Origin of the sequence: Mycobacterium sp. KBS0706 (assembly GCF_005938675.2) — a bacterium.
GTDB lineage: Bacteria > Pseudomonadota > Alphaproteobacteria > DSM-16000 > Inquilinaceae > Inquilinus.
Map to the genome: position 1 here is coordinate 1 of NZ_VCCH02000103.1, position 25,572 is coordinate 25,572.

General features: G+C 71.1%; 24 protein-coding genes and 1 pseudogene. 9 read left to right on the top strand and 16 right to left on the bottom strand.

The features are described from left to right. Window positions 1–287 precede the first annotated feature (287 nt). From FFK22_RS34685 to FFK22_RS34695, 3 genes are all read left to right on the top strand, one after another. Window positions 288–1,178 carry a LysR family transcriptional regulator gene (locus FFK22_RS34685; RefSeq protein WP_138889224.1) on the top strand — a complete coding sequence of 297 codons (891 nt, stop codon included), beginning with the start codon at window positions 288–290 and terminating at the stop codon, window positions 1,176–1,178. 122 nt (window positions 1,179–1,300) lie between these two features. Then, window positions 1,301–1,885 carry an NADPH-dependent FMN reductase gene (locus FFK22_RS34690; protein WP_138889223.1) on the top strand — a complete coding sequence of 195 codons (585 nt, stop codon included), beginning with the start codon at window positions 1,301–1,303 and terminating at the stop codon, window positions 1,883–1,885. Continuing rightward, complete coding sequence (locus FFK22_RS34695; protein ID WP_138889222.1) at window positions 1,882–3,078, top strand: MFS transporter; 1,197 nt, start codon at window positions 1,882–1,884, stop codon at window positions 3,076–3,078. The genes FFK22_RS34690 and FFK22_RS34695 overlap by 4 nt, the downstream gene beginning before the upstream one ends. Here the strand turns inward: FFK22_RS34695 and FFK22_RS34700 are convergent. After that, window positions 3,075–3,956, bottom strand: coding sequence for a LysR family transcriptional regulator (locus tag FFK22_RS34700; protein WP_138889221.1), 882 nt, complete (start codon window positions 3,954–3,956; stop codon window positions 3,075–3,077). The two genes, FFK22_RS34695 and FFK22_RS34700, sit on opposite strands and share 4 nt — an antisense overlap. 74 nt (window positions 3,957–4,030) lie before the next feature. On the opposite strand from FFK22_RS34700, the gene FFK22_RS34705 reads away from it, so the two are divergent. Continuing rightward, window positions 4,031–5,005: a nitrilase family protein gene (locus tag FFK22_RS34705; RefSeq protein WP_186002824.1), complete on the top strand. Its 975-nt coding sequence runs from the start codon at window positions 4,031–4,033 to the stop codon at window positions 5,003–5,005. 2 nt (window positions 5,006–5,007) lie between these two features. Here FFK22_RS34705 and FFK22_RS34710 read toward each other — a convergent pair whose 3' ends face one another. Continuing rightward, a complete protein-coding gene (locus tag FFK22_RS34710; protein ID WP_186002825.1) occupies window positions 5,008–5,952 on the bottom strand; it encodes a GlxA family transcriptional regulator in 945 nt (314 codons plus the stop codon). Between the two features lie 87 nt (window positions 5,953–6,039). On the opposite strand from FFK22_RS34710, the gene FFK22_RS34715 reads away from it, so the two are divergent. From FFK22_RS34715 to FFK22_RS34725, 3 genes are read left to right on the top strand one after another with little or no spacing between them, the layout of a single operon-like run. Continuing rightward, a complete protein-coding gene (locus FFK22_RS34715; protein WP_138889218.1) occupies window positions 6,040–7,191 on the top strand; it encodes an acyl-CoA dehydrogenase family protein in 1,152 nt (383 codons plus the stop codon). After that, the gene (locus tag FFK22_RS34720) at window positions 7,191–9,260 is read left to right on the top strand and encodes an acetate--CoA ligase family protein (protein WP_138889217.1); all 2,070 of its coding nucleotides are present in this window, start codon (window positions 7,191–7,193) and stop codon (window positions 9,258–9,260) included. The genes FFK22_RS34715 and FFK22_RS34720 overlap by 1 nt, the downstream gene beginning before the upstream one ends. Next, on the top strand, window positions 9,250–10,038 hold the full coding sequence (locus FFK22_RS34725) for a carnitinyl-CoA dehydratase (protein WP_138889216.1): 789 nt from the start codon (window positions 9,250–9,252) through the stop codon (window positions 10,036–10,038). Before FFK22_RS34720 ends, FFK22_RS34725 begins: the two co-directional genes overlap by 11 nt. Before the next feature lie 118 nt (window positions 10,039–10,156). Here the strand turns inward: FFK22_RS34725 and FFK22_RS34730 are convergent, their stop codons facing one another. The 7 genes from FFK22_RS34730 to FFK22_RS34760 all read right to left on the bottom strand — a co-directional run bounded on the left by FFK22_RS34730 (window position 10,157) and on the right by FFK22_RS34760 (window position 17,210). Continuing rightward, window positions 10,157–10,831 carry a glutathione S-transferase family protein gene (locus tag FFK22_RS34730; protein ID WP_221939075.1) on the bottom strand — a complete coding sequence of 225 codons (675 nt, stop codon included), beginning with the start codon at window positions 10,829–10,831 and terminating at the stop codon, window positions 10,157–10,159. A gap of 144 nt (window positions 10,832–10,975) precedes the next feature. After that, on the bottom strand, window positions 10,976–11,272 hold the full coding sequence (rpmB, locus tag FFK22_RS34735; RefSeq protein ID WP_138889215.1) for a 50S ribosomal protein L28: 297 nt from the start codon (window positions 11,270–11,272) through the stop codon (window positions 10,976–10,978). A 122-nt stretch (window positions 11,273–11,394) separates the two neighbouring features. Further along, window positions 11,395–12,915, bottom strand: coding sequence for an alpha-N-arabinofuranosidase (locus FFK22_RS34740; RefSeq protein WP_138889214.1), 1,521 nt, complete (start codon window positions 12,913–12,915; stop codon window positions 11,395–11,397). Between the two features lie 64 nt (window positions 12,916–12,979). After that, window positions 12,980–14,293 (bottom strand): extracellular solute-binding protein, encoded by a 1,314-nt coding sequence (locus tag FFK22_RS34745; RefSeq protein WP_138889213.1) that lies wholly within the window; start codon window positions 14,291–14,293, stop codon window positions 12,980–12,982. Between the two features lie 40 nt (window positions 14,294–14,333). Beyond that, window positions 14,334–15,197, bottom strand: coding sequence for a carbohydrate ABC transporter permease (locus FFK22_RS34750; protein WP_138889212.1), 864 nt, complete (start codon window positions 15,195–15,197; stop codon window positions 14,334–14,336). Next, a complete protein-coding gene (locus tag FFK22_RS34755; protein WP_221939076.1) occupies window positions 15,194–16,117 on the bottom strand; it encodes a carbohydrate ABC transporter permease in 924 nt (307 codons plus the stop codon). Before FFK22_RS34755 ends, FFK22_RS34750 begins: the two co-directional genes overlap by 4 nt. 10 nt (window positions 16,118–16,127) lie before the next feature. Further along, window positions 16,128–17,210 (bottom strand): ABC transporter ATP-binding protein, encoded by a 1,083-nt coding sequence (locus FFK22_RS34760; protein ID WP_221939077.1) that lies wholly within the window; start codon window positions 17,208–17,210, stop codon window positions 16,128–16,130. 118 nt (window positions 17,211–17,328) lie between these two features. Between FFK22_RS34760 and FFK22_RS34765 the strand changes: the two genes are divergently transcribed. Further along, a complete protein-coding gene (locus FFK22_RS34765) occupies window positions 17,329–18,063 on the top strand; it encodes a FadR/GntR family transcriptional regulator (protein ID WP_186002826.1) in 735 nt (244 codons plus the stop codon). Window positions 18,064–18,244: 181 nt separating this feature from the next. On the opposite strand, the gene FFK22_RS34770 is transcribed toward FFK22_RS34765, so the two are convergent. The 7 genes from FFK22_RS34770 to FFK22_RS34800 form a co-directional block, all read right to left on the bottom strand. Continuing rightward, on the bottom strand, window positions 18,245–18,610 hold the full coding sequence (locus FFK22_RS34770) for a hypothetical protein (RefSeq protein ID WP_138889209.1): 366 nt from the start codon (window positions 18,608–18,610) through the stop codon (window positions 18,245–18,247). Then, the gene (locus tag FFK22_RS34775; RefSeq protein WP_138889208.1) at window positions 18,607–19,173 is read right to left on the bottom strand and encodes an SRPBCC family protein; all 567 of its coding nucleotides are present in this window, start codon (window positions 19,171–19,173) and stop codon (window positions 18,607–18,609) included. The genes FFK22_RS34770 and FFK22_RS34775 overlap by 4 nt, the downstream gene beginning before the upstream one ends. Then, complete coding sequence (locus FFK22_RS34780; RefSeq protein ID WP_138889207.1) at window positions 19,170–19,490, bottom strand: helix-turn-helix transcriptional regulator; 321 nt, start codon at window positions 19,488–19,490, stop codon at window positions 19,170–19,172. Before FFK22_RS34780 ends, FFK22_RS34775 begins: the two co-directional genes overlap by 4 nt. Before the next feature lie 199 nt (window positions 19,491–19,689). Beyond that, the gene (locus tag FFK22_RS34785) at window positions 19,690–21,435 is read right to left on the bottom strand and encodes an ABC transporter ATP-binding protein/permease (protein WP_138889206.1); all 1,746 of its coding nucleotides are present in this window, start codon (window positions 21,433–21,435) and stop codon (window positions 19,690–19,692) included. 111 nt (window positions 21,436–21,546) lie between these two features. Beyond that, the gene (locus tag FFK22_RS34790; RefSeq protein WP_138889205.1) at window positions 21,547–22,848 is read right to left on the bottom strand and encodes a pseudouridine synthase; all 1,302 of its coding nucleotides are present in this window, start codon (window positions 22,846–22,848) and stop codon (window positions 21,547–21,549) included. Continuing rightward, window positions 22,845–23,789 (bottom strand): alpha/beta hydrolase, encoded by a 945-nt coding sequence (locus FFK22_RS34795; protein ID WP_138889204.1) that lies wholly within the window; start codon window positions 23,787–23,789, stop codon window positions 22,845–22,847. The genes FFK22_RS34790 and FFK22_RS34795 overlap by 4 nt, the downstream gene beginning before the upstream one ends. 13 nt (window positions 23,790–23,802) lie before the next feature. Beyond that, a complete protein-coding gene (locus FFK22_RS34800) occupies window positions 23,803–24,282 on the bottom strand; it encodes a hypothetical protein (RefSeq protein WP_138889203.1) in 480 nt (159 codons plus the stop codon). A gap of 218 nt (window positions 24,283–24,500) precedes the next feature. Here FFK22_RS34800 and FFK22_RS34805 point away from each other — a divergent pair. Further along, window positions 24,501–25,572: pseudogene (locus tag FFK22_RS34805) on the top strand (hypothetical protein); the annotation flags it as partial.

The following is a 25,572-nucleotide window of genomic DNA, read 5'->3' on the forward strand; positions in this document are numbered from 1 at the left end:
ACGGCTGTCCGGTTGGGGAAAAATCGCAACCGAAGCGTGTTTATCTTGGATCGCTATTCTATTTATTGTCATCCTCGGGCTTGACCCGAGGATCCAGGGGCTTTCCAGAGCAGCTCTCGGTGGCCCCTGGATTGCCGGGTCAAGCCCGGCAATGACAATAGAAGTTTAGTTCAGCGCCTCGATCTGCAACCCGAAAAGCTTAACCGGACAGCCGTGGGTCAAGCCCGGGCATGACAATTTAGGGGTAGAGCTTTCCGTTCCCCCATGCAGTTCCGTATAGTCGTTGCATGGATTGGGACGACCTGAAGATCGCCTTCGCCGTCGCCCGGCACGGGTCGCTCAGCGCCGCGGCGCGACAGCTCGGCACCACCCAGCCGACGGTCAGCCGGCGGCTCGACGGGCTGGAGCGGCGGATCGGCGTCAAGCTGTTCGAGCGCTCGGCCGGCGGCCTGTCGCCGACGCCGCTCTGCGCCGCGCTGGTCGACGGGCTGGAGCGGATGGAGGAAGGGGCGCTGGCGGTCGAGCGCCGGATCGCGGCGCGCGACACCGGTCTGCAGGGCGCCATCACCGTCACCAGCCTGGACTGGTTCGGCGATCATGTCGTCGCCCCGATCACCGCGCGGTTCGGCGCGTTGCATCCGCTGGTGGCGATCGAGCTCCTGAACGAGCCGCGCATGTTCAACCTGTCGCGCCATGAGGCCGACCTGGCCTTCCGCTTCGCCGCCTTCGCCCAGGAGGATCTGATCGAACGCAAGGTGGCGGAGGTCGGCTACGGCCTCTACGCCACGCCGGACTATCTCGACCGGCACGGCCGGCCGGACTTCGCCGCCGGCTGCGCCGGCCACGCCGTGGTCACCATGTATGACTTCGCCAGCCGGTCGACCCAGGCAGTCTGGCTGCAAAACATCACACCGCAGGCGCAGGTGATCGCGCGCACCAGCGGCCTGGGATCGCAGATGGCGGCGGCTGAGACGGGACTGGCGATGGCCTCGCTGCCGCGGCTCTTGGGCGATGCGCGCCCGGCGCTGCGGCGGATCGAGACGCCGGTGTCCTGCCCGGTGCAGTCGGTGCGGCTGGGGGTGCATGCCGACCTCCGCGACTCGCCCCGCATCCGCGCCTTCATCGACTTCGCCGTGGCCGAGCTGAAGGCGCGGGCGCCGGAGCTTGATCCGGCCTAGCTATACGGAATCGTATAGGGCGCATACGAGCCTGGCTATTGGGCATCGCGCCGGTTCCGGGCCAAATCCCAATCGACCCGGCGCCATGGAACGAGCGCCGACCCATCTGGAAGGGACTTCGCATGTCCGACCCGATCCGCATCCTCGGCCTGTCCGGCAGCCTGCGCCGGGCCTCGCTGAACACGGCGCTGCTGCGTGCCGCGGGCGAGCTGCTGCCCGCCGATGCCGTGCTGGAGATCCACCCGCTGCACGACCTGCCCTTCTTCAACGAGGATGTCGAAGCCGAGGGCCTCCCCGCGCCGGTCCAGGCGCTGAAGGCGAAGATCGAGACGGCCGACGCGCTGCTGCTGGCGGTGCCGGAGTACAACTACTCGATCGCGCCGGCGCTGAAGAACGCGCTGGACTGGGCGTCGCGTCCCCATGGCGCCTCGGTGCTGGTCGGCAAGCCGGTCGCCATGCTCGGCGCCTCGGCCGGGATGGGCACGGTGCGGGCGCAGCTGCATCTGCGCGACGTGGCCATCACCACCGGCCTGCATGTGCTGAACCAGCCGGAGATCTTCGTCGGCCGCGCCGACGGGAAGTTCGACGAGGCTCTGCGCCTGACCGACGAGCCGACGCGGGAGATCCTGGCCCGGATGCTGCAGCGCCTGGTCCACTGGACCCGGGCGATCCAGGCCAGCCCGCCGATCCGGGAGTCCGCGGCGTGACCGCAGCGCTCGCGCGGGCCGAGGCGGCACCGACTCGCTGGATCGCGGTCGCGGTGGTCGTCGTCTCCGGTGTGGTCGCGGCGCTGCAGGTCGGCAAGGGCGCGATCGCCCTGCCTGCGGTGCGCGCCGAATTCGGCCTGGGGCTGGAGGCGGCCGGCTGGATCATGTCGGTCTTCGCCCTGCTCGGCGTGGTCGGCGGCATCCCGGCGGGCGCGGCCGTGGCCCGGTTCGGCGACCGCCGCCTGCTGGCGCTCGGCCTCGCGGCCCTGGCGGTGGGCAGCGTCGTCGGCTCGATGGCTGGCAGCTTCCCGCTGCTGCTCGGCACCCGGGTGCTCGAAGGGCTCGGCTTCCTGCTGGTGGTGGTCGCGGCGCCGGCGCTGCTGCAGCGCATCGTCGCCGCGCCGGATCGCGACCTCGCCTTTGGCATCTGGAGCGCCTTCATGCCGGCCGGCATGGCGATCGCCCTGCTGCTCGGCGCCGTGCTCGCCGGATGGCGGCCGTTCTGGCTGGCCAACGCCATCCTGGCCGGCGCCTTCGTCCTGCTGCTGCTCCTCGCGGTCCGGGCGCCCGACCGCGTGCCGGGCGGCCAGTCCTGGCAGGAGATCGGCCGTGACGCGGTGCGGACCGCGACCTCGCGCGGGCCGCTGCTGCTGGCCGGCACCTTCGCGCTGTACAGCCTGCTCTATTTCGCGCTCACCAGCTTCCTGCCGGTGCTGCTGATGGAGCGGATGGGCGTGACCGTCGCCGCCGCCGGCGCGCTCAGTGCGGTCGCGGTCGGCGCCAATGTGCTGGGCAACCTGGCCGCCGGCCTGCTGCTCGGCCGTGGCGCGGCGCGCTGGATGCTGATCGCCACCGCCGCCACGGTCATGACCCTGTGCGGCATCGCGGTCTTCGCTCTCGCCCTGCTGCCAACAGTGGTGTTCCTGCTGTGCGTCCTGTTCTCCGGCGTTGGCGGGCTGCTGCCGGCCACGGTGCTGGGCGCTGCGGCGCTGGTGGCGCCGAAGCCGGGCCTGGGGCCGATGACGCTCGGCCTGACCATGCAGGGCAGCAATCTCGGCCAGGTGATCGGCCCGGTGGCGGTCGGCGGCGTGGTCGACGCCGCGGGATGGCCGGCGGCGGCGATTCCGGTCGCGGTGGCGGGCGTGCTGGCTCTGGTCGCCGCGGCGCTGCTGCGAGGCGCGTTCCGGGCCTAGCCGAACAGGGCCCGGTTCTCCCGGAACAGGTCCGCCAGAGCGTCGGCCACCGCCCGCACCCGCGGCACCTCGGCCAAATCGGGGCGGATCAGCAGCCAGATCTCGCGCGGCGGCGGCAGGGCGTCGAGCACGATCGGCGCCAAGCCGGGATCCGGGTCGCCCAGGAAGCGCGGCAGCAGCGCCACGCCCCAACCGGCGCGGGCGGCCGCGGCCTGCGCCATCTGGCTGTCGCAGCGGAAGGCGATCGGGCGGCCGGGATGGCGGCGGGCCAGCCACGCGGCCTCCGATTCTCCCTCCTCGTCGCCGATCAGGGGTGGGGTGCCGCCGGACGCGGCCTCGGCCGCCACCGCGGGCGCGGCATAGGCGCGATAGGCGATGCTCGCCACCCGCCGCCCGACCAGGGCGCTGTCCGCCGGCCGGCCCAGGCGCAGGGCGATCTCGGCCTCGCGCCGGGCCAGGCTGGTGATCCGCGTCTCCAGCACCAGTTCCAGTTCGATGCCCGGATGCCGCCGGCGCAGGCCGTCCAGCCGGTCGATCAGGAAGCCCAGCGCCAGCGACCGGGCGGTGGTCAGCCGCACCGGCCCGGCCGGGCCATCCTCGGCCCGATCCACCCGGCGCAGCAGGGCCAGGGCCCCGGCCTCCATCGCCGCGGCCTCGGCCAGCACCGCGGCGCCCGCCGCGTTCGGGCGATAGCCGTCGGGGCGGCGGTCGAAGATCGGCCGGCCCAGTGCCCGCTCCAGCCCGTCCAGCCGGCGCGACACGGTGGCGTGGTTCACCCCCAGCGCCCGGGCGGTGGCGGACAGGCTGCCATGCCGCGCCAAAGCGACGGCGTAGCGGACATCGTCCCAGTCCAGGGCTGTGCGGTTTCGATCGGGCATGGTGCAGGGATGATAGTCCATGCACAGGCGGTGCGGCAGCTAGAGTCTCGGCATCGACACCCTGCGAGGCCGTGATGACCCTGCTGCGCGCCGCCACCGTCCAGTTCCGGCACCAGGCCGACGACAAGCCGTACAACCTGTCCCGCATCCGCCACTTCACCGCGGCCGCAGCGGCGCATGGTGTGAAGATCCTGGCCTTCCCGGAGATGTGCATCACCGGCTACTGGCATGTCCGCAACCTGGGCCGCGACGCCATCGCCGCCCTGGCCGAGCCGGTGCCGGACGGGCCGTCGGTGCAGGCGGTGCGCGATCTCGCGGTGCAGCACGGCATGGCGATCGGCGCCGGGTTGGTCGAGGCGGGCGGCGACGGCCGCTTCTACAATTCCTACGCCGTCTGCCTGCCGGACGGATCGGTGCATTGCCACCGCAAGCTGCACGCCTTCGAGAGCGACCACATCGCCAGCGGCAACCGCTACACCGTGTTCGACACGCCCTGGGGCGTGCGGCTGGGCGTGCTGATCTGCTGGGACAACAACCTGGTGGAGAATGCCCGGGCCACGGCCCTGCTGGGCGCCGAGATCCTGCTGGCGCCGCACCAGACCGGCGGCTGCGCCTCGCGCAGCCCGCACGCGATGGGGCCGATCGACCCGGCGCTGTGGCACCGGCGGCATGAGGATCCGGCGGCGATCGAGGCCGAGTTCGCCGGGCCGAAGGGCCGTGGCTGGCTGATGCGCTGGCTGCCGGCGCGGGCGCATGACAACGGCATGTTCCTGCTGTTCAGCAACGGCGTCGGCGAGGATGACGGCGAGGTGCGTACCGGCAACGCCATGGTGCTGGACCCCTATGGCCGCATCCTGGCCGAGACCGGCGTGGCCGATGACGCGATGGTGACGGCCGATCTCGACCTCGACCTGCTGCCGCTGGCCACCGGCCGGCGCTGGATCCGCGGAAGGCGGCCGGAGCTGTACGGCCTCTTGACCGAGCGGCAGGGCCACGAGCTCGACCCCCGCCAGGCGCGATTCTCGACGGAGCCGGTGGTCAGGCGCTGAGGCTAGCTTCCCTTCCTGAACCCGGCCGGGTTGACGCCGTAGCGGGTGCGGAAGGCGCGGGCGAGGGCGGAGCCGGAGGCGAAGCCGCAATCGGCGGCGATGTCGTTGACCGGGCGGTCGGTGTTCTCCAGCAGGCGGCGGGCCAGAGTCAGGCGCAGCTCGGCGTAATAGGCCTTGGGGCCGGTGCCGAGCGTGGCGCGGAAGCGCTGCAGCAAGGCGCGCGGGCCGATGCCCAGCTCCGCCGCGATCGCCTCGACCGGCAGCGGCGCATCGATATTCGCCTCCATCAGCCGGATCGCGCGGACCAGCAGCGGGTCCTGCCAGGCCAGGCGCCCGGCGGCGACCATGTGCTGCGGGTCGTGGCCCGGCGGCGCGCCCTCGTAGAGGAAGGTGCTGGAGACGGCGAGGGCGAGGCTCAAGCCCTGCTCGCGGCGCAGCAGGTCCAGCATCAGGTCCAAGGTCGGCAGCGCCCCGCCGGCGGTGATGCGGCGGCGGTCGATCACGAAGCGGTCGGGCACGGCGTTGACGGCCGGGAAGCGCTCGGCGAAGTCGCGCAGATCCTCCCAATGGGTGGTGGCACGGTGGCCGTCCAGCACCCCGGCCAGGGCCAGCACATAGGGCGCCGATTCCAGCCCGGCGATCACCGCGCCGCGCCTGGCCGCGGCCCGCAGGAAGCGGCGCACGCCGGGCGTGGCCCGCGCCTCGGCCTCGAAGCTGGCGACGACATACAGCGTGTCGGCGCCGCCCGCCGCCATCGCCGCATCGGCATCGATCCGTAGCCCGCTGCTGCTGGTGACCGGCCCGCCATCCTCGCTCAGCACCGACCAGTCGAACAGCCGCCGCCCGGCCATCCGGTTGGCGACCCGCAGCGGCTCGACCAGCGCCGCCAGGGTCAGGTTGGAGAAGGCGTCCAGCACCAGGATGTCGATCCGCCGCGGCCCGGCCATGCTTCCGATTCCGTATCGACCGGATCCGAAACCGTATCGCCTGCCCCTCCGCGCCGCAATAGCCTCTTCGGAAACAGGGAGGTGGCGATGGATTTCGGGCTCAGCCACGAGCAGCAACTGGTCGTCGACACGGTGCGCGCCTTCGTCGAGCACGAGCTCCAGCCGCTGGAGCGGGAGGTGGAGCGCAGCGGCCATGTCGCGCCGGAGGTCGGGCGCGAGATCCAGCGCAAGGTGCGGGACCTCGGTTTCTACGCCCCCAACATCCCGGAGGAATACGGCGGCGGCGGCCTCGACCACCTGACTTTCACCCTCTTGGAGCGCGAGCTCGGCCGCGCCGCGATGGCGCTGACGGTGTTCTGGGGCCGGCCCTCCAACATCCTTTGCGCCGGCACGCCGGAGCAGCGCGAGCGGTACCTTCTGCCCTGCGTCCGCGGCGAGAAGGTCGACGCCCTGGCGATGACCGAGCCCGACGCCGGCTCCGATCTGCGGGGCATGAGCTGCAGTGCCCGCCGCGACGGCGGCGACTGGGTGATCAACGGCACCAAGCACTTCATCAGCCATGCCGACGTGGCCGATTTCGTCATCCTGTTCGTGGCAACCGGCGAGGACGGGGCCGGGCGCAACCGCATCTCCTGCCTGCTGGTCGACCGCGGCACGCCGGGCTTCGGGATCTATCCCGGCTACAATTCCGTCTCGCATCGCGGCTACCACAATTCGACGCTGACCTTCGACGACTGCCGGGTGCCGGCGGAGCAGATGCTGGGCGAGGAGGGGTGGGGCTTCGACCTGGCCAACACCTGGCTGCACGCCACCCGCCTGACCGTGGCGGCGATGTGCATCGGCCGCGCCCGCCGCGCCTTCGACCTCGCCTTGTCCTATGCCGCCCAGCGCAAGCAGTTCGGCCAGCCGATCGGCCGATTCCAGGGCACCGGCTTCAAGCTGGCCGACATGATCACCGAGATCGACGCGGCCGACTGGCTGACCCTGTCCGCCGCTTGGCGCATCGACCAGTGCCAGGACGCCAACCGCGCGATCAGCCAGGCCAAGCTCTACGCCTCCGAGATGCTGGGCCGGGTCACCGACGCGGCGCTGCAGATCCATGGCGGCATGGGGCTGATGGACGATTTGCCGATCGAGCGCTTCTGGCGCGACGCGCGGGTGGAACGAATCTGGGACGGCACCAGCGAGATCCAGCGCCACATCATCGCGCGGGATCTGCTGCGGCCGCTGGGGGCGTGATGGCTCGACGCTTCGACCTCTCCCGCCTCCTCCGCCCGCGCTCGATCGCGGTGGTCGGCGGCAAGCCGGCGGCGGAGGTGATCCGGCAGAGCCGGCGCATGGGCTTCGCCGGCGAGATCTGGCCGGTGCATCCGCAGCACGACATGGTCGAGGGCCTGCCCGCCTTCCGCAGCGTCGCCGAGCTGCCGGGCGCGCCCGACGCCGTGTTTCTCGGCATCAACCGCCATGCCGTCATCGAGGTCACCGCCGCCCTGGCCGCGCGCGGTGCCGGCGGGGCCGTCTGCTACGCTTCCGGCTTCGCCGAGACCGGCGGGGAGGGCACCGAACTCCAGGCCCGGCTCGTAGAGGCCGCCGGGGCGATGCCGGTGCTCGGCCCGAACTGCTACGGCGTGATCAACTATCTCGACGGCGCGCTGCTGTGGCCCGACCAGCATGGCGGGCAGCGGGTGGAGCGCGGCGTGGCGCTGGTCACCCAGTCCAGCAACATCGCCATCAACCTGACCATGCAGCGCCGCGGCCTGCCGATCGCCTATGTCGCCACCCTGGGCAACCAGGCGGTGGCCGGGCTGGCCGAGATGGTCGAGGCCTTCCTCGACGACCCGCGCGTCACCGCCATCGGCCTGCACATCGAGGGCCTGGCCGAACCGGCCGCTCTGGCCCGGGCGGCGGCGCGGGCGCGGCGGCAGGGCGTGCCGATCCTGGCGGTGAAGACCGGCCGGTCGGCGGAAGGGGCGCAGCTGACCCTCAGCCACACCGCCTCCCTGGCCGGGGCGGATGCGGTGACCGACGCCTTCCTGCGCCGCATCGGCGTGGTGCGCGTGGCCTCGCTGACGGTGCTGCTGGAGGCGCTGAAGCTGCTGCATGTCGCAGGGCCGCTGCCCGGCCGCGACATCGTGTCGATGAGCTGCTCGGGCGGGGAGGCGGCGCTGATCGCCGATGCCGCGCTCGGCACCGGGCTGCGCTTCCGGCCGCTGGACCGGGAGCAGACGGCGCGGGTGGCGGCGACGGTGTCGGAACTGGTGACGGTGTCGAACCCGTTCGACTACCACACCTTCATCTGGGCCAACGCCCCGGCCATGACCGAGACCTTCTCGGCGATGATGGCGGCGGATTTCGACCTGACCTTGCTGGTGCTGGATCTGCCGCGCGGCGACCGCTGCAGCGATGCCGCCTGGGTGCCGTCGCTGGAGGCGCTGGTGGCGGCGTCGCACCGCACCGACCGCAAGGCGGCGCTGGTCGCCTCGATGCCTGAAGGGCTGCCGGAAGAGCAGGCCCGGCGCCTGGTCGCGGCCGGCGTCGCGCCGCTGCTCGGCATCGACGACGCGCTGGCCGCGATCGCCGTGGCGGCGGAGGCAGGCGACATCTTGCGCGAGGCTGAGGGGCCGCTGCCGGCGGAGCCGGTGCCGCTGGCGCCGAGCCCGGTCCGCACCCTGTCGGAATGGGACGGTAAGCGCCGCCTCGCCGCGCAGGGTGTGCCGGTTCCGGAGGGGCGGCTGGCGCGGTCGGCGGAGGAGGCGGTGGCGGCGGCCGAAGTGATCGGCTTCCCGGTCGTGCTCAAGGCCACCGGCGCCGACCTCGCGCACAAGACCGAGCTCGGCGCCGTCCGGCTGAGCCTGGCCGATGCCGCCGCGGTGCGCGCCGCCGCCGCGGCCGTGGCCGGGCTGGGCGAGGCGCTGCTGGTCGAGCGCATGGTCGGCGGCGCGGTGGCGGAGCTGATCGTCGGCATCGGCCGCGACCCGCTGCTCGGGCTGCATCTCGTGCTGGGCTCCGGCGGCACGCTGGTCGAGCTGGTCGGCGACCGCCGGATCCTGCTGCTGCCGGCCGGGCGGGCGAAGGTCGCGGCGGCGATCCGCTCGCTCAAGGTGGCGAAGCTGCTCGACGGCCATCGCGGCCGGCCACCGGGCGATCTCGACGCCGCGGTCGACGCCGTGCTGGCGATCCAGGATTTCGCCCTGGCCGAGGCCGGCTGGCTGGCCGAGCTCGACGTGAATCCCCTGATGGTAACGCCCAGCGGCGCCGTGGCCGCGGATGTCCTGCTGCGAGTGGTGGAGGAAGCCGATGACCGATGATCCGCTGCGCGTCACCCGCGCCGGCGCCGTGCTCGAGGTGGTGCTGGACCGGCCGAAGGCGAATGCGATCGACGCCGCCACCAGCCGCCGCATGGGCGAGGTCTTCGCCGGGTTCCGCGACGATCCGGCGCTGCGCGTTGCCATCGTCACCGGCGGCGGCGACCGCTTCTTCTCCGCCGGCTGGGACCTGAAGGCCGTGGCGGCCGAGGGCATCCGGCCGGATGAGGATTACGGCATCGGCGGCTTCGCCGGGCTGCAGGAGCTGCCGGGCCTGAACAAGCCGGTGATCGCCGCGGTCAACGGCATGGCGGTCGGCGGCGGGTTCGAGCTGGCGCTGTCCTGCGACCTGATCCTGGCGGCCGATCATGTCCGGTTCGCGCTGCCCGAGATCAATGCCGGCACCCTGGCCGATGCGGCGACGATCAAGCTGCCGCGCCGCATCCCGTACCATGTGGCGATGGACCTGCTCTACACCGGCCGCTGGATGGAGGCGGCGGAGGCGGCGCGCTGGGGCCTGGTGAACCAGGTGGTGCCGGCGGCGGAGCTGATGGACCGCGTCCGCGTCCTGGCCCGGCACCTGGCCGACGGCCCGCCGCTGGTCTTCGCCGCGATCAAGGAGGTGGCGCGGGAGAGCGAGGCGATGCCGGTGCAGGCGGCGCTGGCCCGGGTGATGCGCCGCGGATTCCCGACCGTGGCGACGCTCTACGACAGCGACGACCAGCTGGAAGGCGCCCGCGCCTTCGCCGAGAAGCGCAAGCCGGTGTGGCGGGGGCGGTAGGGCGACGGCGGCGCGGCCGCCCCCTCCCCAAGGAGAGCAAACAGAGCAGGGCCCCTATACCTCTCCTTGGGGAGAGGTCGAAATCGCGTAGCGATTTCGGGTGAGGGGGCGAGCCGGCCTATCGGTTGAAGAGCGACGGCGACAGTTCCCGGTCGGCGGCGGCGACCTCGGCCAGGACCTTGGCGAAGGCCGGGCGGGCGGATAGGCCTTCGTACCAGGCAGCCAGGGCCGGGAACCCGTCCAGCCGCGGCCCATGCAGCCGCAGCGCGAACAGCACGGTCATGAACAGGGCGATGTCGGCGACGGTCAGCGCATCGAACAGGAAGGCGCGGCCGGCCAGCCTGTCGACCAGCCGGCGCCAATGGCCGCGCAGCGCGTCCTCGGCCCTGCGGGCGCCGGCCTCCTGCGCCTCGCGCCGGGCCGGGTCGGGCGGCTCGCTGCGATGCATCAGCGGCCGGACATCCGGCATCACGATCTCGTCGGCCTCCAGCTCCGCCAGGCGGCAGCGGGCGCGGCCGGGGGCGTTGCGCGGCAAGAGCGGGGGCGTCGGATAGGCGTCCTCGAGATAGTCGAGGATCACGGTCGAATCGAACAGGGTCAGGCCGCCGTCGACGAGCACCGGCACCTGGCCCTTGGGGTTGGCGGCCAGCACCGCCGGGTGCTTCGGCCGATAGCCCTCGGTCTGGGTGAAGGGCACCATGATCCGTTCATGCGCCAGACCCTTCTCGGCCAGGGCGATCTCGACCTTGCGCGAGAACAGGCTCAGCGGCCCGGAATAGAGCGTGATCCCCATAGTTCTTCCCCCAGTGAATGGAGGCGAACGTTAAGGGAACGCAAGCCTGCCTGCAATCGCCGGAAACGAAAAAAGCCCGCGACCGTGTGGGCGGGCTTTCTCCAGTCCTTCGCGCGACCGCAGGGCGGCCGCTGCGCGGAGCGATCAGGCGGCCTGGGCGGCAGCCTGGGCCTTGATGATGCGGTGCTTCAGGCCGCGCAGCTCGGCGTCCAGGGCCGAGTCCGGGGCGCCGGCGAGGTAGCCGTCGAGGCCGCCGCGATGCTCGATGGTGCGGATGCCGTTGGTGGTCAGGCGCAGGCGCACCGACACGCCGAGAACCTCCGAGACCAGCGAGGTGGTCTGCAGGTTCGGCAGGAAGCGCCGGCGGGTCCTGTTCTTGGCGTGGCTGACATTGTTGCCACTCATCACGCCCTTGCCGGCCACCTGGCAGCGTCGCGCCATCGGTCTATCCTCGAAACACGGTCAAAAACAATTGCCCGGCATCGCTGCCGGGACGAGGGCGTTCGTATAAGGGGCCGCACGCCCGGCGTCAAGCCGAGAGTCGCGGCCCCGTCCGGCCCAGGCTACGCCCGCGGCGCCGCCTGGGTCACGATCACGTTCCAGCTGGCAGGCTTCAGCTTCGCCCGCAGCCGCTCGCCATCGACCGAGACGTCGGCATTCGACGCCGGCGCCACCGTGTCCGGCGCCTCCTTGGTGTTCACCGCCTTCAGGTTGGCGTGGTGGATCTCGGTCGCCTCCACCAGCCGCCGGTCGGCGCCCAGGCCGCGCAGCGTGACGTCCAGGTCCATCGGGTCGGACAGGCTGCGGTTGAGGGCGAAGACCGTGGTGGTGCCGTCGGCCGGGTTGTCGACCACGGTGGCGTAGAGATACGGGATCTCCGGCCAGGACTGGGCGGCATAGCCCGGCGATTCGACCTTGGCCTGCAGCACCCGGCCATGGCCGTGCCGGGCGGCCAGGGCGAAGGGGTGGAAGATGGTCTGGCGCCAGGCGGCGCCGCCGGTCTCGGTCATGATCGGGCCGATGACGTTGACCAGCTGGGCGATGCAGGCGGTCTTCACCCGGTCGGCGTTGTTCATCAGGGCGATCAGCGCGCCGCCGACGATCAGCGCGTCCTCGGCGTTGTAGATCTCCTCGATCAGATGCGGCGCCTCGGGCCAGCCCGGCTTGCGCATGTGCTCGATCTTGTGGGTCTTATACCAGACGTTCCACTCGTCGAAGGACAGCATGATCTTCTTGCGCGACCGGCGCTTGGCCCCGACCGCGTCGCAGATCGCCGCCACCTCCTTGATGAAGGCGTCCATCAGCTCGATCACGCCGAAATACTCCGGCGCCGAATCGGCGTTGTTGTTGAAGTAGGTGTGCAGCGAGATGAAGTCGACCTGGTCGTAGCAGTGGTCCAGTACCTCGTATTCCCAGGCGCCGTAGGTTGCCATGTTGCGGTGGGACGAGCCGCAGGCGGCCAACTGGATGGTGGGGTCGACCCAGCGCATCACCTTGGCCGTCTCCAGCGCCGCCCGGCCGTACTCCTCGGCGGTCTTGGCGCCGATCTGCCAGGGCCCGTCCATCTCGTTGCCCAGGCACCAGAACTTGACGTCGTGCGGCGCCTCATGGCCGTGCGACCGGCGCAGGTCGGACAGGGCCGAGCCGCCGGCATGGTTGCAGTATTCGAGGAAGCGGCGCGCCTCGTCCGGCCCGCGGGTGCCGAGATTGACGCCCAGCATCGGCTCGATCCCGGCGGCGCGGGCCCAGTCGATGAACTCGTTGGTGCCGAAGCGGTTGGTCTCGGTCGAGAACCAGGCCAGGTCGCGCCGCACCGGCCGCTGCTCCACCGGCCCGACCCCGTCCTCCCAGTCGTAGCCCGAGAGGAAGTTGCCGCCGGGGTAGCGGATGATGGTGGGCCCGAGCTCGCGGGTCAGCTCCAGCACGTCGCCGCGGAAGCCGCGGGCGTCGGCGGTCGGGTGGCCGGGCTCGAAGATGCCGCCATAGACGCAGCGGCCCATATGCTCGACGAAGGCGCCGAAGACGCGGCGGTCGAGGTCGGAGAGGACGAAGTCGCGGTCGACGGTCAGCCGTGCGGAGATCATGGGTCGGCGGTCTCGGTGGGGGAGTGGAAGAAGCGGCCGCGCCCCGGGGCGCGGCCGGAGTGGATCACTTGGCGTTGGCCAGCAGCTCGTTGACGCGGCTCTCGGCATCGGCCAGGGCCTGGTCGACGGTCTTCTGGTTCTGCGCCGCGGCGTTGAACTCCTCGGTCAGGATCTCCTGCAGCCCGAACTGGCGCTTCACCGCCTGGGGCAGGGCGGTGCCGTCCTTGGTCAGGCTGACGATGTCCTTGCGGTGCGGCAGGTCGAGGAAGGCCTGGGACGTCGCCACGGAGGTGCGCACCGGCAGATGGCCGGTCCGGGCCCATTCGAAGTCGTTGTCCCACAGGAACTTCAGCACCTTGACCGCGGCCTTACGCTTGGCGTCGTCGAGGCCGGCCTTGGGCACCACCCAGCTGTGGCCGTCGGCCCAGACCTTGGCGTTGCCGTAGAGCTGCGGGAAGGGCACGATATAGTAGCCGTTGCTCAGCGCGCCGCCGGGCTTGGCCGCCTCCTCGTTGTAGCTGTCGATCAGCCAGGTGCCCATGATGTAGACGCCGCCGTCGCCCTGGGAGAAGCCGGCCGTGGCCGCCGCGTAGTCCTGGTCCTTGGTGGTGTCGCCGTTCTGGTAGATGGTCTTGAACAGCTCCACCGCGTTGCGGGCCTCGGGCGTCTGCAGCTTGATCTGGGTCGGGTCGGCGAAAAAGTCGGCGTTCTGCTGATACAGGAGGGTGTAGAGGGTGCGGGCGTAGTTCGCCTGCTCGTTCACCGTCGCCTGGACGAAATAGGGCTTGCCGGTCTTCTCCTTGAACTGCTTGGCCTGGGCCAGCAGCTCCTCCGGCGATTTCGGCAGGATCGGCTTGCCGTCGTCGGACACGAGCCCGGCCTGCTTGAACAGGTTCAGGTTGATGTGCCACAGCCAGGTGTGGGTGTCGAAGGGCAGGGCGTAGATCTTGCCGTCCTTGGTCACGCCGGTCTTGGCCGCCTCGGTGAAGTCGGAGACGTCGATGCCGGCCGCCTTGAAGTCCTCGTCCAGCGGTTCCAGCAGGTCGCGCGAGGCGTAGTCGCTGATCACCGCCTCATGCATCACCGAGATGGTCGGCGGGTCGTCCGAGCGCAGCCGGGCGGTCAGCTGGTCGTAGCCGGGCCATTCGACGATGTCGACCTTGACATGGACGTCCGGGCTCTCGGCGTTGAACTTGTTGATCAGCGCCGTGATGATGCCGCACTCGCCATGTGCCTTCGAGACGTCGGTGACATCGGCATAGTCGGCCTCGCAGGCGCCGAAGAAGCGCGACAGCGAGATCTCGGTCTTGTCCTGCGCCCAGGCGGGACCCCCGGCCAGGACCAGCCCCGCCAGGGCCAAAGCAAAGCGGCTTCTCATGGCTCTCCCTCCTTGGTTCCGGCCGTTTCTGCCGCACGCCTCAGCGGACGGCGGCGCCGGCGACGGCCGTGACGATGTATTTCTGGAAGAACAGGTAGACGATCAGCACGGGCAGCCCGGCGAAGACCGACTGCGCCATCAGGTAGCCCAGGCCTTCGGACTGGGCGAAGTTGGTCTGAGTCGAGGCCAGGCCGACCGTCAGGGTGAACATCTCCGGCTTGGTCGCCGAGATCAGCGGCCACAGGTAGTCGTTCCAGGAGCTGAGGAAGGTGAAGATCCCCAGCGTCGCCTGGGCCGGCACGGTCAGCGGCAGTAGCACCCGCCAGAAGGTCTTGAAGCGTGAGGCGTTGTCCAAGAGGGCCGCCTCGTCCAGCTCCCGCGGGATCGCCTTGAAGTACTGGGTCATCAGGAAGACGCCGAAGGGCGCCGACAGATGCGGCAGGATCAGCCCGAGATAGGAGTTGTGGATCTTCAGGTCGTTGAACATCTGGAAGCGGGCGATGATCACCGCCTGCTCCGGCACGGCCAGGCCGATCAGCACCAGCGCGAAGACCACGCCGCGGCCGGGGAACTGGGCGCGGGCGAAGCCGTAGCCGGCGAGGGACGCCAGCACCAGCACGCCGGCGGTCTGGCCCAGCGACACGACCACGCTGTTCAGCACCCAGCGGAACACGCCGGAATTGGCGAGGATGTCGGTGTAGTTCTTCAACGTGTAGGGCGCCCGGAACAGCGTGCCGGTGTCGGTCATCAGCTCGCTGTTCGGCTTGAACGACAGGCCGGTGATCCAGGCCACCGGCACCACCCAGATCACGGCGAGCAGGATGACGGCCCACAGGATCAGCCGGTCGCCGAGGCTGCGGCCGACCATGCCCTGCCGCGGCTGGGCTGCGGTGATGGCGGTCATCCCTCGGCCCTCCGGCGGGTCAGCAGGTACTGCGCCATGGCGGCGATCAGCATCAGCCCGAACAGCACCTCGGACGCAGCGGCGGCGTAGCCCAGGTCCCAGTTGCGGAAGCCCTGCTCGTAGATGAACTGCACGATCGGGCGTGAGGCGTTGTTCGGCCCGCCCCGGGTCAAGAGGTAGGACTGCCCGAACAGCTGGAACTGGTAGACGATCTCGATCACGGCCACGAGCACCACGGTCCGCCGGATCGAGGGCAGGGTGATGTGCCGGAACGACCGCCAGCGGCCGGCGCTGTCCAGCGCCGCGGCCTCGTACAGCTCGCGCGGGATCTGCTGCAGCGCCGCCAGGAACAGCATCATCGGCAGGCCGATGCCCCACCACACCGTGGCCACGGCGATGCCGGGCAGGGCCAGGCTCGGGTCGCTCAGGATCGGGATCGGCGCCTGGCCGAACGCGCCCAGGACATTGGTCAGCAGGCCGCGGTCCGGCAGGTACATCATCTTCCAGACGATGGTGACGATGGTGACCGACAGCACCGAGGTGGCGAAGAAGGTGGCGCGCAGCGCCGCGGCCATGCGGGTCGGCCGGTTCAGCGCCAGGGCCAGGACCAGGCCGATGGCGACGAAGGCCGGCACGGTCATCAGCACGAACAACGCCGTGTTCCAGACCGCGCCGAGGAAGATCTTGTCGGCGAACAGCCGCTTGTAGTTGGCCAGGCCGGCATAGGCGCCGGTGCCGTCGAACATGTCGAACTTCTGCAGGCTGATCCAGATGCCGTCGAACAGCGGCCAGACCAGCAGCACCAGATAGACGATCAGGAACGGCAGCACGAAGCCGACATTGCGCCAGTCCGGCCCGACCCGGGCGCCGCCCAGGCGGCGGGTCCGTTCGATGCTGCGGCCGGTGGCGGTGGCGGTCACCATCCCCTCCTCACGCCGCGGCGTGGCGGCCGACGCCGTCGGCGCCGAACAGGTGGACGGCGGCGGGGTCGATGCGCAGGGCGACCCGGTCCTCGACCGCGACGCCGCTTAAGCCCGCATCCTCGGCGATCAGGGTCGACCCGTCCTGCAGCCGGACATGGAGATGGGTGCGGTCGCCCAGCCGCTCGACCACCTCGACCGTGCCGAGGGTGCTGCCCTGGCCGTCGATCCGCACCGCCTCGGCCCTGAGGCCCAGCGTGATCGGCTGATGCGCTGGCAGCCCGTCGGCCGGCACCGGGGTGCGCAGCTCGGTCCCGTCCGGCAGGCGCAGCACGGCGCCGCCCTGCTCGCCGATCACGGTGGCGTCCAGGAAGGTCATCGCCGGCACGCCGACGAAGCGGGCGACGAATTTGGTGGCCGGCCGGGTGTAGATCTCCATCGGCGTGCCGACCTGCTCGATCCGGCCCTCGTTCATCACCACGATCCGGTCGGCCAGCGTCATGGCCTCGACCTGGTCATGGGTGACGAAGATCATGGTGGCGCGCAGCCGCCGGTGCAGCCGCGCCAGCTCGACCCGGGTGCGCACGCGCAGCGCCGCGTCCAGGTTCGACAGCGGCTCGTCGAACAGGAAGGCGCGGGGCTCCTTGACGATGGCGCGGCCGATGGCGACGCGCTGGCGCTGGCCGCCGGACAGCTGGCCCGGCTTGCGCTGCAGCAGCTCCTCGATCTCCAGCGTGCGGGCGGCGCCCTGGACGCGCTGCTCGATCTCCGGCTGCTTCAGGCCGATGTTGCGCAGCCCGAACGCCATGTTCTCGAAGATCGTCATATGGGGATACAGGGCGTAGTGCTGGAACACCATCGCCACCCGGCGGGCGCCCGGCGGCAGGGTGTCGACCCGGGTGCCGGCGATGCGGATCTCGCCGCCATCGACGCTCTCCAGCCCCGCGATCATGCGCAGCAGGGTGGACTTGCCGCAGCCGGACGGTCCCAGGAAGACCATGAACTCGCCCGACTCGACCGACAGCGACAGGCCGTCGAACACCGTGACCGGCCCGAAGCGCTTGCTGACATCCCGGATCTCGATGTCGGCCACCCATTTCCTCCCCAATGGTATTATCATATGATTCGATCATCGGGGTGATCGACGGCTTTTGTCAACCGGCCCTTCCCCGGCCTATTCGATAAAAGGGGACACGGGTGGAGACGGTCTGATGCTGGAACGTGAGATGGTCCTGGTCGGGACGATGAGCGCCCAGGTGTCGAACAGCCTGGGGATGCGCATCGTGTCCGGCGAGTTCCGGCCTCACGATTCGCTGCCGATCGAGAGCGAGCTGTGCCAGACCTACGGCGTCAGCCGGACCACCCTGCGCGAGGCGATCAAGAGCCTGGCGGGCAAGCGGCTGATCGAGGTGTCGCCGAAGACCGGCACCCGGGTGCTGCCCTTCGGCGAGTGGAACCTCCTGGACCGCGACGTGCTGGCGTGGCGGCTGCAGGCGCAGTTCGACGCCAAGATCGTCGAGGACATCTTCGAGATGCGGATGTGCTTCGAGCCGCGGGCGTCCCACCTGGCGGCGCGCGACGGCACGGCCGACGACCACGCCGCGATCGAGCGCCACTTTCACCAGCTGGCCCGCGCCTATGACGAGAAGCAGCCGGTGAAGGCGTCGTCCGAGGCGGCGCTGGAGTTCCACCTGGCCATCATCACCGCCTCGCATAACGGCCTGTTCGTGACCATCGGCGCGGCGGTGAAGTCGGCGCTGCGGGTATCGTCCGAGATGCTGCAGCGCCACGCCACCCGGCCGAGCGAGGACGTGGCGCTGCACGATGCGGTGCGCACCGCGATCATCGGGCGAGAACCGGAAGCGGCGGCGGTGGCGATGGTGCGGCTGCTGGAGGCATCGCATGCGAGGCTGCTGCCGCTGACCACGGAGCCGAAGGGAGGGTGAGAGAGGGGCGCTTGAGCGGATGGGCCGGCGCCGCCCCCTCACCCGAAATCGCTACGCGATTTCGACCTCTCCCCGAGGAGAGGTGAAGAATCCCTCTCCTCGGGGAGAGGGTGGGGCCCGGCGCCGCAGGCGACGGGAGGGTGAGGGGGCTGCGCCGGCGGATCCGGCGGCAAGCCGGCCCTCAATACTGGCTGCTCTTCGCCGTGACGATGTGGATGATCGCGGCGGGGTCGGAGATCCAGAAGCCGTCGAAGCCGTCGGGCAGGCGCTCGATCTCGTCGCGGCGGGCGACGCCGGCGGCGGCGAAATGCCCGGCCGCCTGCGGCACGTCGTCGGCCACGATTTCCAGCCACAGCTCGGCCTGGCTCAGGGCGTCGACGCGGTCGATCCACAACTGATTGGCGCCGAACTCGAAGCCGACTGCCGGCGGGTGGTTGTCCAGCGGCTTCAGGCCGATCACGTCGCGATAGAAGCGAACGGTGGCGTCGTATTGGTGCGGCGGCACCTTCAGCGCGATGTTGCGGCCGCCGGCGAAGGTCGCGGTCATGTCAGGTCTCCTGCGTTCGGGGACGGTCGGGCCGAAGCGATCCGGCGCTCGTACTCGCGCTCCAGCCGGCCATGGGTGAGGAAGAAGGGCTGCGGCACCCGACCGTTCATGCGGTCGACCAGGATGCCGAGATGGGTGTGCCAGCCGCCGGCGACGCTCGTCATCTGCTCCGTCCCGATGCGGCGGTGGGTCAGCACCAGCAGGGTGTCTCCGCCCTGCGGCGACAGCTCGAATGTCACCTCCGACTCGCCGCCGGACGGCTCGGGCCAGCTATGGCTCAGCAGGTGCGGCGGCTCCCAGCGCGTGACCCGGGCGGTGAAGCCGGCGCCCTTTTCCAGCGACTTGTATTTGGCCGGGATCTCGTCCGGCAGCGGCGACAGCCCGGAATGGAGGAAATGCAGCTCCACCTGGCCGCCGGCGCGCGGCTCGACGGCGCCGGTGGCGAGCCAGGTGCCGCGCTTGTCGGACTCGGTCAGATAGGCCCAGACCCGCTCGATCGGGCCCGGCAGCCGCCGCTCGAACCGGACCGCGCCGGGGGCGATGATGGTGCCGTACTCGCTCATGACGTCTCTCCTGTGTCGGGGGCGGCGCGCAGCTGCCGCTCCAGCTCGTCCAGCCGGCCGCCCCAGAAGCGGCGGATCCTCCGCAGCCACTCGTCCAGCGCGTCGAACCCCTTGGGATCGAGCGTGTAGATGCGCCGCTGCGCCTCGGCCCGGACGGTGATCAGCCCGGCCTCGCGCAGCACCTTGAGGTGCTGGGACACCGCCGGTCCGCTCATCGCGAACTCGGCGGCGATGTCGCCCGCGCTGCGCTCCCCCGCCGCCAGCATCTCGACGATCCGAAGCCGGGTGGGGTCGGCGAGGGCGGCAAAGGCGTTCATGGGGCTTTTATGTAGCACTAGCTTAAATAAGTCAATTCTTAAACACAGAGTCGTCATCCCGTGCGCGCTGCGGCGCGGAGTGCCGCTGCGCAGACACGGGATCTCGAGCCGTCGTCGAAGAGATCCCGGGTCCGCAGCGCATCACTGCGTACCTCGCCGCGCCCGGGATGACGGGAATGAAAGAGAGGGAGAGGCTCCCTCAGGCCGCCGCGGCCGCGGGCTCCTCGACCAGGCGTCCGGGCGCGGTGCCCTCCTTCTCGATCCGCCAGCGGCGATTGTGGAAGGCGGCGACCTTGGGGTCGTGCGAGATGGTCAGCCAGGTGGTGCCGGGCAGCCGGTCGCGCAGCAGCGCGAACATCCGCTGCTCGGTCGCCTCGTCCAGGGCGCTGGTCGCCTCGTCGAGGAACAGCCAGCCGGGCTTCGCCAGGACCGCCCGGGCCACCGCCAGCCGCTGCTGCTCGCCGGGCGACAGGCGGCGGGCCCAGTACTCCTCCTGCTCCAGCGCCGGCACCAGATGGCCGAGATCGACCGCGCGCAGCGCCTCGGCCGCGGCCTCGGCGGAGACCTCCTCCGGCTTGGCCGGATAGGCGACGGCGGCGTGCAGCGTGCCCAGCGGCAGATAGGGCCGCTGCGGCAGGAACAGCACCTTGGCATCCTTCGGGATGCGGATCTGTGCCCGGCCGAAGGGCCAGATCCCGGCCAAAGCGCGGAACAGCGTCGACTTGCCGACACCGGACGGGCCGGTCAGCAGCAGCCGGTCGCCGGGACGGACGGACAGGTCGCGGCCCTCGATCAGCGCCTGGCCGTCGGGCAAGGCGAGCTGGACCGAGTCGACGGCGAGGTCGGCACGCGGCTCGGCCGCCACCTGGATCTGCGTCGCCCTGGCCTGGGCCTGGGCGTCCTGGATGCTGCGGCGGAAGCCGGTCAGGCGGTCCACGGTCGCCTTCCACTCGGTCAGGTCGGTGTAGGCGGTGACGAACCAGGACAGGGAATCCTGGACATTGCCGAAGGCCTGGATTGTCTGGATGAAGCCGCCGAGCTCGAAGGTCCTGGCGAAGTACTGCGGGGCGGCGAGGATGCCGGGGAAGACGGCGGAGGCCTGGCCGTAGCCGAAGGTCAGGAAGCCCAGCAGCTTCTGCCGCCGCATCAGCGCGTAATAGTTCTCCATGACGCCGCCGAACAGCCGCAGCAGGCCCTGCCGCTCCCCGGCCTCGCCGCCATAGAGGGCGATGGCCTCGGTGTTCTCGCGGAACCGGACCAGGCCGAAGCGGAAATCCGCCTCCCGCTTCTGCTGCTGGAAGTTCAGCCCGATCAGCGGCCGGCCGACCAGATGGGTCAGCACGGTGCCGATCACGGCATAGGCGACCGCGGCCCAGACCATGAAATGCGGGATCATGATCTCCGTGCCGAACAACGGGATGGTGAGGGTGCCGGACAGGCCCCAGAGGATCGCCATGAAGGACAGCAGGTTGACCAGGTTCCCGAGGAAGCCGATGCCCAGGCTCAGCGTGTTGCCGACGAACAGTTGGATGTCGCTGGAGACGCGCTGGTCGGGGTTGTCCGTGGGGTTGCCGGTCAGCTGCTGCCGATAATAGGCTTGGTCGCCCAGCCACTCGCCGATGAGATGATCGGTCATCCAGCGGCGCCAGCGGATCTGCAGCCACTGGTTGAGATAGGCGTTGTAGACGTTGACCAGGACCCAGACGGTCGCCAGCCCGGCGAAGATCAGGATCTCATGCCAGAAGGCCGGGGCGTCGTAGTTCTGCAGCGCCGTATACCAGCGGTTCCGCCAGTAGCTGAACTGGACGCTGATGAAGACGGTGCCGAAGGTCAGGGCCAGCACCGCCACCAGCAGCCCGATCGCCGGCCATTTCTCCTTCGATCGCCAGAACGGCATCAGGAGGGCGAAGAGGTCCTTCCAGAACCGGCGCGTGCTCTGCTTCATCGGGTGTGTCCGCCGCGCGGCGGATCCTCGGCTGCCACTGCAACCGTGATATCCCCCGCGGGCGGGCCGCACCCGTGAATTTCACGTAAGTTTCCAGTAATCCTAGCGTTATCAGCGCAGGCCGGACAGGATTTTCTCCCGCTCCACCGTGCTCCAGGCGCCGGGCGGCAGGTCGCCGAGAACGAGCCCGCCGAGGGCGACGCGGACCAGGCGCAGCGTCGGGTGGCCGACCGCGGCCGTCATCCGCCGCACCTGGCGGTTGCGGCCCTCGGTCAGGGTCAGGCGCAGCCAGGCGGTCGGGATCGACTTGCGGGCCCGGATCGGCGGGTCGCGCGGCGGCAGGTCGGGCTCCTCCGCCAGCCGCTCCGCCCCGCAGGGGCGGGTGGGGCCGTCGGTCAGGGCGATGCCGCCGGCCAGGGCCGTCAGCACCTCCTCCACCGGGTCGCCCTCGACCTGGGCCAGATAGGTCCGGGGGTGACCGTGTTTGGGATCCAGCAGGCGCTTGATCAGCGGCCCGTCATCGGTCAGCAGCAGCAGCCCCTCGCTGTCGGCGTCCAGCCGCCCGGCAGCATAGACGCCCGGCGGCAGGCCGAACTCGTTCAGGCCGCGCCAGCGCCCTTCCGGCGTGAACTGGCTCAGCACGCCATAGGGCTTGTGGAAGACGACATAACGGCACTGGTCCGGCTCCGGCGACGGGCGCTTGCGCCGCTCCTCGCGCCAGCGCTCGCCCGGCTTGGCGGACACCGCCTTCGCTGTTCCAGTATCGGCGCCGATCCGGCGCGACGAGGTCAGTGGCCCGCGCGTCCGGCGGCGCAGCGCCGGTGCCTCGGCCGGCTCGGCGCGCTCCTCCGGCGCCGGACCGCGTGGGCGGCCGCGCCGGCGCGGGGCGGCTTCGTCGGTCGGCTCCTCGCCGTCCCACAGCCATTCCGGAATGGCGGCGCGTGCAGCCTCCTGCGGCGTGGTCGCTTTCGACCGCGAGCCGCGCGACTTGCCGGACGAGGGCCGTCGGCCGGCCGCAGCCGGACCAGACCGCTTCCCGCCGCGCGGCGCCTTCTCGTCGTCGGCCTTCGCGGCGGCGAGACGGGACGGCGTCTTGCCGGCGCGGGGCGGCCGGCGCTTCGGCGTCGCCTCCGGCTCATCCTGCCGGGCACCACGGCCGCCGGGAGCGCGTGCGGTGCGGCGGGGTGCGCCTTGGGCTTCCTCATGGTCCGACGCCTTGCCGCGGGTCGGCTTGCCCGGGCGGCGCTCGCCACGGGCCGGATGGTCGGTGCGGGATTCGGCCCGGGCGTCAGGCTTCGGGCCGCGGCCGCGGCCGCGCGGCGGCCGTCGTTCGTCGCTGCCGTCGCCCGAGGGTTTGCCAGGGCCGCCCGCGCGTCCGGCGCCGGGCTTCGGGGGGCGAGGGGGGCGGCTCATGCCGTCGCCTGCCGGCGCAGGAAGGCGGCCAGATGATCGATCTCGGTGCGCATCGCCTCGACGTTGCCCGCCATGTGCAGACAGGCGTGGATCATGCCGCGCCACAGCCGGAATTCATGCGGCCGTCGGTCCACGGCCAGGCGATAGGCAAGCTGTTCACTGTCGGTCCTCAGGCAGTCGTATTCCGCCGCGGTCAGGTACAGCGGCGGCAGGTCGGCGAGATCGGCATAGAGCGGCGCGGCCAGCGGCGTGCGCCGGTCCGTGCCGGCCGGGACGTAATGGCCCCAGAACCACTCCATCTCGGCGGTGGACAGGAAATAGCGGTTGTCGCCGCCATACGCCAGATGCGACGGCGTGTCGTGCTCGGGCGCGAACACGCCGTAGACCAGCGCCGCCCCGCGCAGCGGCCGTTCGCCGGCGTCGCGCAGCGCCAGCAGGGTGGAAAGCGCCAGGTTGGCGCCGGCGGAATCGCCCGCGATCACCATGCGGCCGGGGTCGATGCCCCAGTCGCGGCCCTGGGCGGCGAGCCAGCGCACCGCCGCGACGCAGTCCTCGAGCGGGGCCGGGAACGGATGCTCCGGCGCCAGCCGGTAGCCGATGCTGACCACCTTGAGGCCGGAGCGCTGCGCCAGCTCCCGGCACACGCCGTCATGGCTGTCCAGGTCGCACAGCACCCAGCCGCCGCCATGGATGTAGACGATGGCGGGCGAAGGGTCGGCCGTCCCGGGATCGTAGAAGCGTGCGGCGACCGGCCCGGCCGGGCCGGGCAGCGTGCGGTCCTCGACCCGCGCCACCGCCGGCGCGTGCTCGTTCAGCAGCGGCAGCACCGCGGCCATGCCGCGGCGCGCCTCGGCCGGCGACAGGCGCTCGGTCGGCGGTGTGTCCCCGGCAACAGCGGCGATCCGCTCCAGCATGATCGTGATCTGCGGGTCGACCGCCATGATCCGGCCTTCTTTACTTGATGAAACCGATCGCAGCCCGCGTGGTGGGAACCAATAGATCGATGCAGTGTTCGACCGCTGCGTCCCCCGCCTTGCAAGTCAGCACATCGTTCAGCAGCACACGGCCGAAATTCCCGCAATCATGACCGGCGATCTCGAACACCTTGACCATGGTCTTGCCGGCGCTCAGCGGGGCCATGTCCACGGCCAGCTGATCGACGATGACGCCCTTCGGATCGAACACCACGAGATCGAGCTGCAGGTTGCTGTAGCTCCGGTTGGTGCCGTTGTGCATGACCATGAAGGCCCGGCAGCCGTTGTTGCCGGGTTCGAGCTTGTTCAGCTCGATGTCGATGGCCTCCTTCGACGGCGACTCGGCGGCCGGCTTGTCCTGTGCCAGGGCCGGAAAGGCGGCAATCGCGATAAAAAAAGCGAAAAAACGGGCCGGGCGAACCCAGGCGGAACGGCGGATTTCAGCGGTTTTGCAGGACATGTGGCCTTCCGTACGTCTGGACTCGCAGGGCCGGCCATGATACCCGCGCCCCCCGTGACCGCAATGAAATGCACTTGGGCGGTCGGTGTTCCCGGATCTGGTGCGATCATCCCGGGGCCCGATCGTCGGCGCAGAACGTTGCCCCGTCTCCCGGCGGCGCCGGACGGAGTGTGCCCGGATGGGGCCCGCCCGACGCGTCGACAAGGGGGAGGCCGGGAATGACGTCGAAGGGCCTTCTTCTTCTGTCGATCGCGCTGGTCGGGGCTGCCGCCCTCGGCGGCGCGATCGCGATCGATTCCGCGCGGCCGACATCGCCGCCCGTCGTCGCCGTCGATCTCGCCGGGATCGCGGTCGAGCCCGCGCATGTGGTCGACCCGGCGGAGGCGGTGCGGCCGCAGCCGGCCGTCGCCGCGACGCGGCGCCTGGCCGAGTTGACTCTCGCCCCTGATCCCGCACCGTACGCCAGCCCGCTGCAGGTCTTCTTCGGCTCCGCCTTCGCCGCGGTGCCGAACCTGGCCGACCCGGAGCCGCCGCTCGATCCCTGGGCCAACGCCCTGCAGGAGGTGACGCGCCCCGCGCCGGAGCCGCAGGAGGCCGAGCCGGTGCTGGTGCCGGTCAGCCTGCCCGGCCCCGGCGCCGAGGCCGCGCGGCTCGACCTGCCGGCCCTCCTGGTCGACCCGCTGCCGGCGCCCGCCGGGCTGCCGGTGGCCACCCCGCCGGTGCAGGCGACCACCGAGCCGCCCCTGGCCGCGGCTGAAGGCCTGGCGGACACGGCGCCGGTGGCGCCCGTCGCCGCTCCGGCGGCACAGCCCGGCACCACGGCCTTGATCGATGTCGCGCCGAACGAGGCGAAGCCCGTGGTCGTCGCCGCGCTGGGGCCGATGGAGGGCCTCCTGGCCGAAACCGCGGCCGCGTCGCCGTCCTCGATCGCGCCGGTGGCCGCGGTGGCGCCGGCGACCACCGATCCGGTGCCGTCCCAGCCCGCTTTGGCCACCCCGTCCGAATCGGGGCAGGGGGTGGTCGCGGCCGATGCCGTGTCGACGGTTCAGCCCGCCGCGCCGGGCGCCGCGCCGGTCTGGGCCCGGTCGCGCTCCTCGCTGCTGCGGGTCGACCGGCCCGAGCCGGAGGAGACCGAGCGGCTGGACGTCGCTCTGGCGCGCGCCGTGTCGCTGATCGAGCCGGCGGGCGCCCCCTGGCTGCGCGACGCCGAGGCCGACGGCGCCGGCCGCCGCCTGACCGGCTGCGGCCCGGGCGACCTGGCGTGCACCGTCTTCGTCTCAGCCCGCGGCA

Excerpts from the sequence above, each read along its gene's own strand:
- FFK22_RS34685 (WP_138889224.1), top strand. The coding sequence starts at position 288 with ATGGATTGGGACGACCTGAAGATCGCCTTCGCCGTCGCCCGGCACGGG.
- FFK22_RS34690 (WP_138889223.1), top strand. The coding sequence starts at position 1,301 with ATGTCCGACCCGATCCGCATCCTCGGCCTGTCCGGCAGCCTGCGCCGG.
- FFK22_RS34700 (WP_138889221.1), bottom strand. The coding sequence starts at position 3,956 with ATGCCCGATCGAAACCGCACAGCCCTGGACTGGGACGATGTCCGCTAC.
- FFK22_RS34705 (WP_186002824.1), top strand. The coding sequence starts at position 4,031 with ATGACCCTGCTGCGCGCCGCCACCGTCCAGTTCCGGCACCAGGCCGAC.
- FFK22_RS34710 (WP_186002825.1), bottom strand. The coding sequence starts at position 5,952 with ATGGCCGGGCCGCGGCGGATCGACATCCTGGTGCTGGACGCCTTCTCC.
- FFK22_RS34715 (WP_138889218.1), top strand. The coding sequence starts at position 6,040 with ATGGATTTCGGGCTCAGCCACGAGCAGCAACTGGTCGTCGACACGGTG.
- FFK22_RS34720 (WP_138889217.1), top strand. The coding sequence starts at position 7,191 with ATGGCTCGACGCTTCGACCTCTCCCGCCTCCTCCGCCCGCGCTCGATC.
- FFK22_RS34725 (WP_138889216.1), top strand. The coding sequence starts at position 9,250 with ATGACCGATGATCCGCTGCGCGTCACCCGCGCCGGCGCCGTGCTCGAG.
- FFK22_RS34730 (WP_221939075.1), bottom strand. The coding sequence starts at position 10,831 with ATGGGGATCACGCTCTATTCCGGGCCGCTGAGCCTGTTCTCGCGCAAG.
- rpmB (WP_138889215.1), bottom strand. The coding sequence starts at position 11,272 with ATGGCGCGACGCTGCCAGGTGGCCGGCAAGGGCGTGATGAGTGGCAAC.
- FFK22_RS34740 (WP_138889214.1), bottom strand. The coding sequence starts at position 12,915 with ATGATCTCCGCACGGCTGACCGTCGACCGCGACTTCGTCCTCTCCGAC.
- FFK22_RS34745 (WP_138889213.1), bottom strand. The coding sequence starts at position 14,293 with ATGAGAAGCCGCTTTGCTTTGGCCCTGGCGGGGCTGGTCCTGGCCGGG.
- FFK22_RS34750 (WP_138889212.1), bottom strand. The coding sequence starts at position 15,197 with ATGACCGCCATCACCGCAGCCCAGCCGCGGCAGGGCATGGTCGGCCGC.
- FFK22_RS34765 (WP_186002826.1), top strand. The coding sequence starts at position 17,329 with ATGCTGGAACGTGAGATGGTCCTGGTCGGGACGATGAGCGCCCAGGTG.
- FFK22_RS34770 (WP_138889209.1), bottom strand. The coding sequence starts at position 18,610 with ATGACCGCGACCTTCGCCGGCGGCCGCAACATCGCGCTGAAGGTGCCG.
- FFK22_RS34775 (WP_138889208.1), bottom strand. The coding sequence starts at position 19,173 with ATGAGCGAGTACGGCACCATCATCGCCCCCGGCGCGGTCCGGTTCGAG.
- FFK22_RS34780 (WP_138889207.1), bottom strand. The coding sequence starts at position 19,490 with ATGAACGCCTTTGCCGCCCTCGCCGACCCCACCCGGCTTCGGATCGTC.
- FFK22_RS34785 (WP_138889206.1), bottom strand. The coding sequence starts at position 21,435 with ATGAAGCAGAGCACGCGCCGGTTCTGGAAGGACCTCTTCGCCCTCCTG.
- FFK22_RS34790 (WP_138889205.1), bottom strand. The coding sequence starts at position 22,848 with ATGAGCCGCCCCCCTCGCCCCCCGAAGCCCGGCGCCGGACGCGCGGGC.
- FFK22_RS34795 (WP_138889204.1), bottom strand. The coding sequence starts at position 23,789 with ATGGCGGTCGACCCGCAGATCACGATCATGCTGGAGCGGATCGCCGCT.
- FFK22_RS34800 (WP_138889203.1), bottom strand. The coding sequence starts at position 24,282 with ATGTCCTGCAAAACCGCTGAAATCCGCCGTTCCGCCTGGGTTCGCCCG.